The 12,717-nt window shown below is 68.7% G+C and carries 12 protein-coding genes; 7 read left to right on the top strand and 5 right to left on the bottom strand.

Annotated features, from left to right (window positions below; genetic code table 11):
- Window position 1: 1 nt before the first annotated feature.
- A complete protein-coding gene (locus BAY60_RS05835) occupies window positions 2–769 on the top strand; it encodes an STAS domain-containing protein (RefSeq protein WP_112279752.1) in 768 nt (255 codons plus the stop codon).
- A gap of 10 nt (window positions 770–779) precedes the next feature.
- Window positions 780–2,648, top strand: a complete 1,869-nt coding sequence (locus BAY60_RS05830) for a CheR family methyltransferase (RefSeq protein WP_112279751.1) — start codon at window positions 780–782, stop codon at window positions 2,646–2,648.
- On the opposite strand, the gene BAY60_RS05825 is transcribed toward BAY60_RS05830, so the two are convergent.
- Entirely contained in the window at window positions 2,623–3,582 is a 960-nt protein-coding gene (locus BAY60_RS05825; RefSeq protein ID WP_112279750.1) for a helix-turn-helix transcriptional regulator, read from the bottom strand. The genes BAY60_RS05830 and BAY60_RS05825 overlap by 26 nt on opposite strands.
- Window positions 3,583–3,645: 63 nt before the next feature.
- Here BAY60_RS05825 and BAY60_RS05820 point away from each other — a divergent pair, with 63 nt between their 5' ends.
- Complete coding sequence (locus BAY60_RS05820) at window positions 3,646–4,773, top strand: epoxide hydrolase family protein (RefSeq protein WP_112279749.1); 1,128 nt, start codon at window positions 3,646–3,648, stop codon at window positions 4,771–4,773.
- Between the two features lie 58 nt (window positions 4,774–4,831).
- Here the strand turns inward: BAY60_RS05820 and BAY60_RS38470 are convergent, their stop codons facing one another.
- Both BAY60_RS38470 and BAY60_RS37785 read right to left on the bottom strand, forming a co-directional pair.
- Window positions 4,832–5,989, bottom strand: a complete 1,158-nt coding sequence (locus BAY60_RS38470) for a GyrI-like domain-containing protein (RefSeq protein ID WP_112279748.1) — start codon at window positions 5,987–5,989, stop codon at window positions 4,832–4,834.
- Window positions 5,990–6,296: 307 nt separating this feature from the next.
- Window positions 6,297–6,587, bottom strand: a complete 291-nt coding sequence (locus BAY60_RS37785) for a DinB family protein (protein WP_245992343.1) — start codon at window positions 6,585–6,587, stop codon at window positions 6,297–6,299.
- Here BAY60_RS37785 and BAY60_RS05810 point away from each other — a divergent pair.
- The 3 genes from BAY60_RS05810 (at window position 6,570) to BAY60_RS05795 (ending at window position 8,537) form a co-directional block, all read left to right on the top strand.
- Entirely contained in the window at window positions 6,570–7,307 is a 738-nt protein-coding gene (locus BAY60_RS05810) for an esterase/lipase family protein (RefSeq protein WP_245992342.1), read from the top strand. The two genes, BAY60_RS37785 and BAY60_RS05810, sit on opposite strands and share 18 nt — an antisense overlap.
- 310 nt (window positions 7,308–7,617) lie before the next feature.
- Window positions 7,618–7,818, top strand: a complete 201-nt coding sequence (locus BAY60_RS05800) for a hypothetical protein (RefSeq protein WP_112279746.1) — start codon at window positions 7,618–7,620, stop codon at window positions 7,816–7,818.
- Entirely contained in the window at window positions 7,815–8,537 is a 723-nt protein-coding gene (locus tag BAY60_RS05795) for a DUF2637 domain-containing protein (RefSeq protein WP_112279745.1), read from the top strand. Before BAY60_RS05800 ends, BAY60_RS05795 begins: the two co-directional genes overlap by 4 nt.
- Window positions 8,538–8,571: 34 nt before the next feature.
- Here the strand turns inward: BAY60_RS05795 and BAY60_RS05790 are convergent, their stop codons facing one another.
- Together BAY60_RS05790 and BAY60_RS05785 are read right to left on the bottom strand one after the other, a co-directional pair.
- Complete coding sequence (locus tag BAY60_RS05790; RefSeq protein ID WP_112279744.1) at window positions 8,572–9,069, bottom strand: DUF6933 domain-containing protein; 498 nt, start codon at window positions 9,067–9,069, stop codon at window positions 8,572–8,574.
- A 100-nt stretch (window positions 9,070–9,169) separates the two neighbouring features.
- Window positions 9,170–10,600, bottom strand: coding sequence for a Fis family transcriptional regulator (locus tag BAY60_RS05785; protein ID WP_112279743.1), 1,431 nt, complete (start codon window positions 10,598–10,600; stop codon window positions 9,170–9,172).
- Window positions 10,601–10,858: 258 nt separating this feature from the next.
- Between BAY60_RS05785 and BAY60_RS05780 the strand changes: the two genes are divergently transcribed.
- Window positions 10,859–12,673 carry a hypothetical protein gene (locus BAY60_RS05780; protein ID WP_112280743.1) on the top strand — a complete coding sequence of 605 codons (1,815 nt, stop codon included), beginning with the start codon at window positions 10,859–10,861 and terminating at the stop codon, window positions 12,671–12,673.
- Window positions 12,674–12,717: the final 44 nt, after the last annotated feature.

Here is a 12,717-nt window from a genome sequence, read left to right as displayed (position 1 = left end):
GGTGGTGTCGTACAAGGAGCTCACGGTGGAGATCGCTCCGCATGACGGGTGCCTCGTCGTCCGGCCCACCGGTGAGCTGAACGCGCTCACCTACCGCTCCTTGCGAGACACGCTGCTCAAATGCGCGGCGGACACACCGGCGGCCGTCATCGTCGACATCGAGCACCTCGCCATCGCCACCACGTCCGCGCTGACGGTGTTCACCAGTGCCCAGGTGAGCACCGCCGCGGAATGGCCCGCGGTGCCCGTTCTGCTGGTGGCCCACGACGACGCCCGCCTCGCCTGGCTGCGGAGCACGGCGGTCGGCAGGTTCGTCGGCTGCCACCCCGACCTCGGCTCTGCCGTGGCCGCCGCGGGCAGTCCGCCGCCCCGGTTGCGCACCGTGCGCTCGCTGCCGAGACACCGGCCGGGAATCGTGGCGCGACGATTCGTCACCGAGGTACTCGAGCAATGGCAGGTGGCCACGCTGGTCGACGACGCCGTGGTCATCGCCACCGAGCTGGCGGAGAACGCCTGTGTGCACGCGGGAACCGACATCGAGATCCGCCTCGAGCTGCGCCGGGGAGTGCTGACCGTCGCCATCGCCGACGGCAGCTCGGCTCCCGCAATGCTGCGGGAGCAGCCCACCGGGCCGCGGTCGGTCTCCGGGCTCCAGCTCGTCAGCCGCCTCGCCACGACGTGGGGCAGCACGCCGTCACCCTCCGGAGGCAAGATCGTCTGGGCGACGCTGCACCGGCCGTCGCCTGCCGTCGGCGTGCGGGGCCGGTAGCCTGCCGGGAGTGAATGGCGTCCGCGACAAGAACTTCGAGGCACTCCTCGCCTATCTCAAGGAGTCCCGCGGCTTCGACTTCACCGGATACAAGCGCACCAGCCTGATGCGCCGCGTCCGCCGCCGCATGGACCAGGTGGGCGTGGGTGACTTCGGTGACTACGCCGACCTGCTGCAGGTCGACGCCGACGAGTTCGTCGCGCTGTTCAACACGATCCTGATCAACGTGACCACGTTCTTCCGGGACCGCGACGCGTGGGACTACCTGGGCAACAAGGTGGTGCCCGCGCTGCTGGCCGAGCGGTCCGCGGAGGAACCGCTGCGGCTGTGGAGTGCGGGCTGCGCCTCGGGCGAGGAGGCCTACAGCCTCGCGATCCTGATGACGGAGGCGCTCGGGCCGGAGGAGTTCCGGCGGCGGGTCAAGATCTACGCCACGGACGTGGACGGCGAAGCGCTCACCCAGGCCAGGCATGCCGCCTACGATCCGAGCGCGCTGGAGGAGCTCCCGCCGGACCTGGTCACGAAGTACTTCGAGCGGCAGGGCGACAAGTACCTCTTCCGCAAGGACCTGCGGCGGTCGGTGATCTTCGGGCGCAACGACCTGGTCCAGGACGCCCCGATCTCCCGGATCGACCTGCTCGTCTGCCGGAACACGCTGATGTACTTCAACGTGGAAACCCAGGCCAAGATCCTCGACCGGTTCCATTTTGCCCTGAAACCCCAGGGCGTCCTGTTTCTCGGTCAGGCGGAGATGCTGCTCCACCACAGCAAGCTGTTCGACCCGGTGGACCTCAGGCTGCGCGTGTTCCGTAAGGCTGCGGCCGCGCGCAGCGTGCTGAACCGCCTCGTGACGGACCAGCCCGGCGGCGACCGGATCGGGGACGTCTCCGACCTCGGTGAGCTGCGTGACCTTGCCTTCGCCTCGGGCCCGGTAGCGCAGGTCGTCGTGACGGCCGACGACGTCGTCGCCCTGGTCAACCACCAGGCCGAGCAGCTCATGGGGGTGTCGAGCCGCGAGGTCGGCCGCCTGCTGCGCGACCTGGAACTGTCCTACCGGCCGCTCGAGCTGCGGGGATTCATCGACCAGGCCAGACTGGAGCGGCGGGCGATCCGGATCAAGGACGTCGAGTGGCGGCACCGCGCCACCGAGTCGAAGTGGCTCGAGGTCGACGTCAACCCGCTGATCGGCAGCGACAACGGGCTGCTCGGGGTGTCCATTGTGTTCCACGATGTCACCGCCACCCGTAACCTGCTGGACGAGCTGGAGCAGGCCAACCGGCAGCTGGAGCAGACCTATGGCGAGCTGCAGTCGACCAACGAGGAACTCGAGACGACCAACGAGGAACTCCAGTCCACCAACGAGGAACTCGAGACGACCAACGAGGAACTCCAGTCCACCAACGAAGAGCTCGAGACGATGAACGAGGAGCTGCAGTCCACCAACGAAGAGCTGCAGGTCATCAACGAAACCCTGCGCGGGCGTACCCTGAAGCTCGACGAGCTGAACATCTTCCTGGAGTCCATCCTCACCTCGGTGAAGGCCGGGGTCGTGGTCGTCGACAAGGACATGCACGTCACGGTGTGGAACGCGGGCGCCGAGGACCTGTGGGGCATCCGCCGCGACGAGGCCGAGGGCCAGCACCTGCTCAACCTCGACATCGGCCTGCCGATGGAGCAGGTCAGGCCGATCGTCGGCAGCACGCTGGCCGACCCGCAGTACACCGCGGAACTGCAGCTGACGGCGGTCAACCGGCGCGGCCGTACCATCGAGCTGCGCCTGTCCTGTGGTGCCCTCCGCAAGCCGGAGGGCAGCGCGCAGGGAGCCATTCTGCTCATGGAGTCGCTGGGAGCGCTCAACCAGCCGGAGACCGGCGACTGACCGCACGTCCGTAGCGCTCGGCGAGCTTGGCGAACTCGGCGACGAGCTCGGGCGGCTCCGTGACCTCGAAGTCGGCATCCAGTAGTCCGATGTAGACGGCCAGCATGTGCGGCGTGTCGGAGCCGGCCGCCACCACGCAGCCGTGCTCGGTGACCTCGACGACGTCCACCCCGGGCGGCAGCCGCGGGACGAGCTCGCCTGCGGGTGCGTGGACGGTGACCCTGGCCCGGTAGCGCCAGGTCGCCGTGCCGAGCCCCCGCGCGACGAAGTCGGCCACGTCGTCCGGTGGTTGGCGCGGGGTGAAGCGGGGCCCGGTGGGCACTTTCGGCGTCATCCGGTCCACCCGGAACAGCCGCCAGCCAGCTCTGTCCACATCGAACGCGACCAGGTACCAGCGGCCACGGGCGTGGGCGAGCCGGTGCGGTTCCACGGTCCGCCGCGACTCGGCGCCGCCGTGGCCGGTGTAGTCGAAGCGCAGCCGTTCCCGGTCGCGGCACACCGCGGCCAGCGTGGTGAGCACGTCCGCGTCGATCCGCGGCTGGGTGCCGGGCACGGCGACGGTCGCGGCGCTGAGCGCCTGTACGCGGTGCCGCAGCCGGGACGGCAGGACCTGCTCGAGCTTGGCGAGCGCGCGGACCGACGTCTCCTCGATGCCGGTGACCGTGTTGGCGGTCCGCAGGCCGACCGCGACGGCGACCGCCTCCTCGTCGTCGAGCAGCAGCGGCGGCAACGAGGTACCCGCACCGAGGCGGTAGCCGCCGGACACGCCGGGCGTGGCGTGCACCGGGTAGCCGAGGCCGCGCAGCCGCTCGATGTCGTTGCGGACGGTCCTCGCCGTCACACCGAGTCGCTCCGCGAGCGCGGGCCCCGTCCAGTCACGCCGGGCCTGCAGCAGGGACAGCAGCCGGAGCAGCCGCGCCGAGGTGTCGCGCATGGGCACAGTGTGCCAGCGAATTGAGGAACGATGTCTTCCGCGATCGGTTCTAACGTCGGGGCCATGACCGAGACCAAGCCTTTCCGCATCCACGTTCCCCAGACCGACCTCGACGACCTCCACCGCAGGCTCACCGACGTGCGCTGGCCGGACGAACCGCCCGGCATCGGATCGAGCCGCGGGATCCCGCTCGCCGACATGCGGTCTCTCGTGCGGCGCTGGCGCGACGGCTTCGACTGGCGGGCACAGGAGGAGCGGCTCAACGCGTTCCCGCAGTTCGTCACCGAGATCGACGGCCAGACGATTCACTACGTGCACGTCCGCTGCGGCGCACCGGGTGCGCTGCCGCTGCTGCTGACCCACGGCTGGCCCGGCTCGTTCGCCGAGTTCCTCGGCATCGTGGAGCCGTTGACCGCCGACGGCTACGACGTGGTGATCCCGTCCCTGCCCGGATTCGCCTTCTCCACTCCCGTGGCGGAGACGGGGTGGGGCAACCTGTTCCGGGTCGCGTCGGCGTTCGCCGAGCTGATGACCAGGCTGGGCTACGAGCGCTTCGCCGCGCACGGCAGTGACGTCGGCGCGGGTGTCACCGGCATGCTGCCGATGGTGGCGCCGGGCCGGGTGGTCGCGACGCACATCAACGGGCCGGGGCCGTTTCCGTTCGGCCCGGCGCTGGAGGTCGGCGGACTCGGCGAGGCGGACCGGGTGCGTGCCGAGCGGTTCAACGAGTTCCAGCGCGACGGGCTGGGCTACCTGCACCTGCAGTCGACCAGGCCGTCGACACTGGCGTACTCGCTCACCGACTCGCCGGCAGGGCAGCTGGCGTGGATCGCGGAGAAGTACGCCGAGTGGACCGACGTGGACCTGCCCGCCGAGGACCTGCTGACCGTGGCGAGCCTCTACTGGTTCACCCGCTCCGGCGCGTCGGCGGCGCACTTCACCTACGAGGGCATGCAGGCGTTCCGCGCCTTCGCGGAGCAGACCGGTGAGACCGGAGGGACACTCTCGTCGGGTGGTGTCCCGGTGGGGGTCGCCGTGTTCGCGACCGACCACACGATCCGCTCGCTGGTCGATCCCACGGGCCTGGCCGCGCACTGGTCGGAGTACGACCGCGGCGGGCACTTCCCGGCGCTGGAGGTGCCCGGCCTGCTGGCCGGCGAGCTGCGTGCGTTCTTCGGCGCGTACCGGTAGTCAGGGGGTGGTGCGAGCAGAAGCCCACCAGGTCGGCGACACCCCGTCGTCGTCGTGGCTATGCGGATCTGACGGGCTGCCTCAGGATCGTCCTGAGCTTCGCGGGCGCGGTTCTCCTCGGATCGCTGAGGTAGATCTCGTGGTGGTCGCCGTTGAACGTGAGGCCGTGCTCGGGCAGGTAGTGGTGGTGCAGGCGGTGCAGGGTCGGGGCCTCGTCGTCGTAGGAGCCGATGTGCAGGATCTGCACGCAGGTTCCTTCGTTGAGGGTCAGCAGCCGCAGGTTCGCGAGGGCGGGGTTGTCCTTTTTCTTCTTCGCGACGGTGCCGACGGCCGCGTCCACCATGTCCTCGGTGATCCAGTCCGGCTGGCTGATCAGCATGGTCCAGTCCCAGCTGTCCTTGAGCCGGGCCGTGAACACAGCGGGATCGTCCGCGCGCCACAGTCCCTCCAGCGGAGCGATCACGAAGTCCCGGCCGAGGGTCTTCTTGCTGGCGAACTTCAGCGTGTACGCCACCCCGTACAGAGCTTCGAGCGCGTGCGCATACGCGGCCGAGGTGTTCGGATCACCGCGGCCGTCGACGGCGAGATACCGGAACTCGGGAACGTCGACGACCGCGAACTCCGTCGACGACGGTGAGTAGAGCTCCTTGTGGCGCTTCTTGACGTCGTAGGTGTCCACGGCGGCCTCCTGCGTGAGCGCGCTCAGTGTGGTTTCGGTCCAGCCGGCATCGGCCGTGAGCATGGCTTCGCTGTAGTCGAAGATCGCGGAGGCCGCCGTCGGCAGGGGTTCCTGCCGAGCTCGCACCCTGCGGACCTCGGCGAGCTGTTGCCGTAGCGCGTCGCGGCGGCGGGCCAGCCCGGCCACGACCTCCGCGTCCGGCAAGCCCGGGCTGTTCGCCAGCCCGAGCAGCACGCGCGCCCGCACCGGAGTCAGCTCCGCCAGCGCCTCCCGCGTCGCCGCGGCACACAGGTCCCGGCCCCGGTCCGTGACCCGGAAGGTCACCCGTGACTTCGCCGACGAGCCGGCGCCGGTCGCTTCGATCAAGCCACGTTTGGCGAGCTTGTCGAGCACGTAGTAGATGGAGGAGAAGCCGAGCGCCGTCCACGCGCGTATGCCTCGTTCCTCGATGACCCGCTCCAGCTCATACCCGTGCCGCGGCTGCTCGGTCAGCAGCCCGAGCACCGTCAACTCACCGTCGGTCAGAGCTGAGGACACGATTCTATTCTAGCACTAGAATACAGGTCACTCGTGCCCGACAGAGTTCGTACTTGTGTTCGTGTCCGGCGCGGGCGTGCACCCCGCCTCGGGGACCCGGCGTGGCGTGGGGACGAACTGGGCGGCCACCGCACCGGCAAACGCCAACCGAGCTGCGTGAACGCACGATCGTCACCTGTTCTCGCCGCGGCCAACAGTTCCATGGCGCACCCATTCCCCCGGGGTAAGACCCCGTGGGGGCCGCGAACTCATCGCACCGGGCGGGTCGCCGGAGGCGCGCCGGAACACCTCGACCAACGCGCCGGCGTCACCTCCCCGGTTGCCAGGCGGGGTCGCGGCCGATGAAGGCCATCAGCCTGTCCTGGGCGGCGGCTCCGTCGGCAACGGGCACCGCCGAACCGAACTGGCCGCTGTCGCGCAACAGCTGCTCCATCGGCTTCATCGCGGCCAGTGCGGCCTCGCACCGCTGCTGGCCCAGGTCGGGTTCGCGGCCGAGGGCCTTGGCGAGATCCCAGGAGTGCATCCAGATGTCCGCGGTGTAGAACTCGTCGATCGCCTCGTCGACGGGTTTGTCGCCGGTGTGCGGGTTGCTGAGCATGCGTTCACCCGGGTCGTCGACGCCCAGGTCTCCGCCGAGTACGTGGTGCACGCCGTCCGGCACATTCACCAGACCAGCGGTCGCAAGGTGGACATCCTCGGGCACAGCCAGGGCGGGCTGGTTCCCCGCTTCGCGATGCGCTTCTGGCCCGACATCCGCCCGATGATCGACGACTACGTCGGGTTCGGCGCAACCAACCACGGGTCGTTCCTGGTGAACACCCTGTGCCCGCCGGCGCTCGGCTGTTCGCCGTCACTGTGGCAGCAGACTGCCGAGTCGAACTTCGCCCGGGCCACGAACTCGCACCAGGAGACCTTCAAGGGCATCTCGTACACCAACATCTACACGCACACCGACGAGTTCGTGCAGCCCGCCCTCGACGACACCGGCACCAGTTCGCTGCACACCGGTGACGGCCGGATGACCAACGTCGCGATCCAGGACGTCTGCCCGCTCGACCTCGCCTCCGAGCACATCGCGGTCGGCACGTACGACCCGGTGGCCTACGCACTGGCCATGGACGCGCTGAACCACGACGGTCCGGCTGAGCCGGGCCGGGTGTCCCGCACCGTGTGCACCAGGCTGTTCATGCCCGGCGTGGAGACGTTGCAGTTCGCGACCGAGTACGTGAACTCCATGACGGCCATTGCCAAGGAGCTCGTGCTGCACGCCCGCACGCCCGCCGAGCCGCCGCTCAAGCCGTACGTCTTCGCAGGCTGAGAAAGGCCGCCGTTTCAGGTAAGCCGCAGGTGCAAGGTGTCGGCGGGTTGTCCCTCACGATCGAGTGGGGCACGGTCGGGGTCCGGGCTGAGCAGGGTGGCAGCCTGGGCCACGAACCGCACCGTGGGAGGTTTAGGGCTCGGCCCCCAACGTCAATGGCGAAACGCACAAGGCGAGCGCTCTCCGCGAGCGCTCGCCTCTCTTACGTGGGCCTAACGCATCAGCATACGAACCGCGAAGTGTTGATCGAAGGGCCCGAGATCACGATCCGCCCGGTCGGCACCCGTCGTCTGGTGGCGGGTGGTTCCCGATGAGTGGCGACACGATCATCACTGGGCTGGCCGCGCCGCAGGCCGACGGGCTGGCCTGCGTGGTGTGCGGAGCTGACTACCTCCGCATCCGTGTTCCGCATGTGCCAGTGGGCCGGTCGGTGACTGGCTCGCAGGTGTTCGCCTGCGTCGGCTGCTGCCCGGACGACGCGCGGCGCACGGCGGGAGGTGTGCAGCGGTGAGCGCCACGGCATCCCCGACTCGGCAGGACCGGGCGCTGTGGGTGCAGTGCGCCTGCACTGCACTGGTCGCGCTCGGCGCGGCGTACGCCTCCTACCGGCACGGCCGCGAGTTCGCCTTGCACTTCGGTGCCGACGAAGCGACGGCGGCGATCTGGCCATTGATCGTGGACGGCATCCTGACCACGGCCACAGTCGAGTTGTGGAAGACGACCGGGCGCCATGCGGGTGGCCGGTGGGCTGCCTGGTTGTCCTTCGTGTTCGGAATCTGCCTCTCGCTGTGCGCGAACGTGGCGGCGGCCCCGGAGCTGAGCGTGTTCGCCGTGGCGGTGGCGGCGTGCCCGCCGCTGGCGCTGCTGCTGGCGGTCGAGCTGCTCAACCGCGCACTCAAGCGTCACCGCGCCGAGACTACAGGCGAGACCAGCACCGAGACCGGCGAGACTGGCGACGAGACCCGGTCGGTGGTGCGTCTCGCCGTCGGCTCGGACGAGACTCGCCCGCCAGCGGAGCCGACCGCGGAGCAGAGGATGTGGGCGTACTACATGACTGTCCGGGCCAAGGGCCGAATGCCGACCGGCGCGGAGCTGGACCGGATCGCGGGAACGAACAACTACGGCCGTCGCCTTCTGCGGGAGTGGCGGCGGCAGGGCCGCATCACGGATGACGCGGCGGTTGATCATCAGCGCACCAGATCGGTGCGCGGGGCCTTCGAGCTCAAGTGAATGTTGTCGAACTTGCCTGGTGGCGTGTTCGGTGTCAGGCAGTGATTGATTGCAAGGTGGCAGCGAGTTCACGGTCCGGGCTGACGTTTCTGCTGTACAGCGGGCTGCAAGGGGTCGCAGCCAGCCGGACCGCGAGTTCGACGAGGTCCACGGTGGGATCGTCGTGGCGGTGGATCTCGGCGAGGCGGGCGAACTCGGTCATGACGCCCACCACGCTGCGGTTCGCGGTAACACCGAGCTGAGCGGTCTGCATGTGCTGCCGTTCCTGGTCCACGAACGCGGCGGGAGCCTGGCGGACGGTCAGCGCCGTGCTGATCTGCTCGGCGATCCTGCTGCTCAGGGTCGCCTTAGGTGCCAAGGGCAGTAGCACGGGCAGCAACGTCGTCTCGTTGACCAGCAGCACGATCCGTAGCCGCCAGAACAGGACAGTGGCATACCACGGACCCAGCAACGTCGTGCCCCGATCGTCGTCCCGCGCGATTGACGGACCTGCCAGACGCAGCAATTTCTTGGTCGCACGCACGATCAGCACCCGTCCATCCTCCCCCACCTACGAATGCACAGGCCAGGCACCGGCTACGGGTGAGGGCGACGTTGCCGGGCATTGCGGCAACGTCGCCCTTCACCGTGAGTCACGCGGCACCGTGGGACTCGGCCGTGCTGACGAGTTCGGGACCGGTCGCGTGAGCGCCGGCCAGTGCGACAAGCGCCTCGTCGAGCAGGCGCCGGACGGCGGAGTGCAGGGCGGTGCACTCGCTGTCGATCTTCGTCGCTGACTTTTGGATCGTGGCGGACAGCTTCTTGACCGAGTCGATCTTCACCAGATGGTTGAGTGCTTCGGCGATCTTTTCCTCGGCCGTGGCGACCTGGTGGACGCCCTTACGGCTTGCCGTCGCGATGGCGGTCGTGCGCAGGAGCATGATCACGGTGCGCAGGAGGTCAGGGCTGTCTTTGTCGGGGTCGAAGGCCAGTACGAGCCGCTGCGCGCCGATCACACGGAGGGTCTGCCCGCCGTTCTGGTCGGTGGTGCGGACGAGGCCCAGCGAGGCGACGGCATCGCGGTTGCGCTCGGCTTCGGCGAAGTAGTCGGTCCAGCCGGTGCGCGACGAGTCGGTCATCTCGATGACGACGCGGGCGGCGCCGTCGTTCAGGCTCAGCACACCGTCGCCCTTCTTGCAGCGGGGCAGGCGGCCCGTGGTGGTGCTGGTGTCCGCGTAGTCGTCGCCGAGGCCGGCGGCGATGCCCACCAGCACGGTGTGCGCTGAGCTGGCGTAGGACTCGCCCTTGATCGGCGTCACCTTGGCGAGGGCGGTCGTGGCCTCGTGGACGCGCAGTACCGTCGACACCTCCTCGATCTTGCTCGTCAACTCGGCGTGCTGCTTGGCCAATTGCTGAGTGAGCTGCTCCTGCCGGGCGGTGAGTTCGGCAGCGTGCTTGGCCATTGGCGAAGTAGGGTCGGACGGGTCGAACTGCCTAGCGGCCTTGGCCAGCAGTTCGGCTGTTCCAGCGCTCACCTTCGCGTCGAGATCGCCGCTGAACTTGTCGAGCGCCGGCTGGAGGCGCTCAACAAGTTCAGGGTTCTCACCAGTGAAGATTCGACGCAGCTCGGAGTTGAGGTCCTGCTTCGCCGTCATTACCGCCGTGGTGAGCTCCTTGCGGCTCTGGGTGTCCGCGTCCGTGATGGTCGTCTTGGCATCACGGGCCGCCGCCATGACTGCTTCAGACGCTTCCTTCACTGCTCGCGCCGTGAGTTCGGCTGCCTGGGCGGTGGAGTGGGCGGTCTTGTCTCCGACGTCCTTCAGTAGTCGTTCGAGTGCCTGAGCTTCTTGGGCCTGTCCGGTCACGCTCAGTGCATGCGCGCCGATGCGTACGGCCTCGGTGACGTAGTTGGTCAGGTCGGCACTCGTGAGGGTGTCGAGGTTCTCCACGAGCGGGCCGCGCTCGCCGGAGACCCAGCGCTGAGCCTCTCGTGCGACCTCGCGGTCGTGGATCGTCAGTCGCTCGATGACGACCGCTGTGGCGTCGTTGTCGAAGTGGGCTGGGTGCTTGATGTGCTGGGTCATCGCGTTCTCCTGCGGGAAGCGCTGCCGATGATCGACAGCGGGCCCACACAGGTTGAGCCGAGCCGGGCAATTTGTCGCACATGAACATGGATAAGTGGGGTTATCAGTTCTCCTACCCGCGAGGTGGGCCGTTCTCGATACTCTCTGTGTCGTGAATCGGCGGATAGACCGAGGAGGTGTGTCGTGGCAGGTGGGGGGCCTACGTTGACGTTGCAGGATGTCGCGGATCTCGCTCGTGTCCGTCGTCCGGTCGTGAGCATGTGGCGCAACCGGCCGCGCGTCCGCGGTCTGCATGTGCCCTTCCCCGCCCCTGTCGAGGTCTCGGGCGGGATGGAGCGCTTCCGCCGCGAAGACGTCGTCGAGTGGCTGGAGCGCACTGGCCGAGGTAACAACCCCGAGGCGAATCTCGACGCACCAGCGTTGAGCGTGCCCGATGACGTGCCCCTGGATGAACTCGTCACGTGGCTCTGCCTCGCAGTATTGACAGGGGAGGAACTGGCGGACACGACAGCGGAGAACCGCATCACCCTGGCGCGCGGTGTCGATCCCGACGACCGGGTGCTGTTCCGCGAGGTGGAGGCTTCCGTGCCGGCCGTCTGCACGCTGCGGTTCATCGATGACCTGGTTGAGGCGTCGTACGGCCCGCGCGAGGCACTCGACCGGCTGGAACAAGGAAGGGCCGCGCGGACGCTGGGCACTCGTGATCTCACCTCCGACGCAGTCGACCTCATCCACGCCGTCGCCGAAGCCTGCGCCCTCCACCTCGACCCCGAGGGTGTGCCGCTCGTGCACATCGGTCCGGCGGCGAGCGTGACGCTCGCGCTTGCCGACACCTTCACCCATCTCGTGGTGCCCGGCGACATCTCGGAGTTGCGGGACATCAGACGCAGGGCGGCGATTCGCGAGATCGAGACCGTCGACGACGCGGCAGGCCCTGGCGTCCGAGTGCTGTCGGCCATCGGCAGGCCCGCCGACGAGGTGCTCGACCTGGTCGACAACCTCGTGCTCGATCTCGGCGAGGGTGAACTCGGGATCATCATCGGCCCGGCTGGCGTTCTGTGTGACGAGCTACAGGGCGAGCAGGAGCGGCACCGAGCGCAGACTCTCCGCTCGGAGAGCCTCGCCGTCGCGTTGCGTCTTCCTCGGGGCATGTGGCGTGAGGCGCACCGGCAGGCGCTGGGCCTGTGGGTCTGTGCGACCGGAGGGTCCATGCAAGGGCCGCTGGTCGCCGACCTAGCCGCGTTCACCCGAGACGAGCTGGACCTCGGCGACCTCGCCTCCGACGTGACCGGCGCGCTGGCCGCCGCGCGAGGTCGTGCCTTCCGCTACCTTCGCCCGCACGACCTCCCGCCGATCCTGAGTGCCCGCACTGTCGTCGTACCCCGTGGGGTGCGAGCACTGCGGCTCGCGACGACGGAAATCGAGCGGCACCTCGCTGTCATCAACGCGGCCACCCTGGTGACGAGCGAGCCGATCCAGCCCTTCGACGTGCTGGCCGAACGTGCCCCCGGCGCGATGCTGCTGCGCAGGCGGTCACTGGGCGAATTGAAAGACCTGGGGCACGTGCGCGTGCTCCGCGGCAGCCGGATCGACCACAGTCACGACAATCCTGCTGGCTCCGTCACGGTCCTGTCCGCGACCGACTCACACGGCACTGCACGTCTCGACCCGTTCGATGCTGCGCGGCTGTACCCGCGCGCCGTTCGAACAGATCCGGGGGATGTGGTGTTCGCGGAACGGCCACGCCCGATCGCGAGGGTCGACGACCACGGAGGATCGCTGGTGGCCTCCCCATCGAAGATCCTTCGGATCAGTTCGCAAGCAGGGATCGGCCCCCACGCGGTGGCGGCGATCATCAACCGGCTGCCGAACGAGCCCACCGAGTGGCAGACCTGGAGCGTGCCGATCCTCGACACCTCCGAGGTGGAGCGGCTGGAAGAGGCGCTTCTCGCCGCGGTGGACCACGAGACCACCCTGTGGCGGCACCTGGACGCAACACGGGATCTCGTCACCGCCATGATCGACGGAGTCGCCGCCGGCGCGGTGACTCTCACCACGCGGACAAAGCAGTAGGAAGGACGGGCAGCATGCCTCCCCGCACGAAGAAGGAACCGTCG

The organism is Prauserella muralis, from assembly GCF_003202285.1.
In the GTDB taxonomy this organism is placed as follows: domain Bacteria; phylum Actinomycetota; class Actinomycetes; order Mycobacteriales; family Pseudonocardiaceae; genus Prauserella_B; species Prauserella_B muralis.
This window is presented reverse-complemented; position numbering and strand designations above follow the sequence as displayed.

Excerpts from the sequence above, each read along its gene's own strand:
- BAY60_RS05800 (WP_112279746.1), top strand. The coding sequence starts at position 7,618 with ATGAGTGGCGACACGATCATCACTGGGCTGGCCGCGCCGCAGGCCGAC.
- BAY60_RS37785 (WP_245992343.1), bottom strand. The coding sequence starts at position 6,587 with ATGCTCAGCAACCCGCACACCGGCGACAAACCCGTCGACGAGGCGATC.
- BAY60_RS05780 (WP_112280743.1), top strand. The coding sequence starts at position 10,859 with ATGTGGCGCAACCGGCCGCGCGTCCGCGGTCTGCATGTGCCCTTCCCC.
- BAY60_RS05820 (WP_112279749.1), top strand. The coding sequence starts at position 3,646 with ATGACCGAGACCAAGCCTTTCCGCATCCACGTTCCCCAGACCGACCTC.
- BAY60_RS05785 (WP_112279743.1), bottom strand. The coding sequence starts at position 10,600 with ATGACCCAGCACATCAAGCACCCAGCCCACTTCGACAACGACGCCACA.
- BAY60_RS05825 (WP_112279750.1), bottom strand. The coding sequence starts at position 3,582 with ATGCGCGACACCTCGGCGCGGCTGCTCCGGCTGCTGTCCCTGCTGCAG.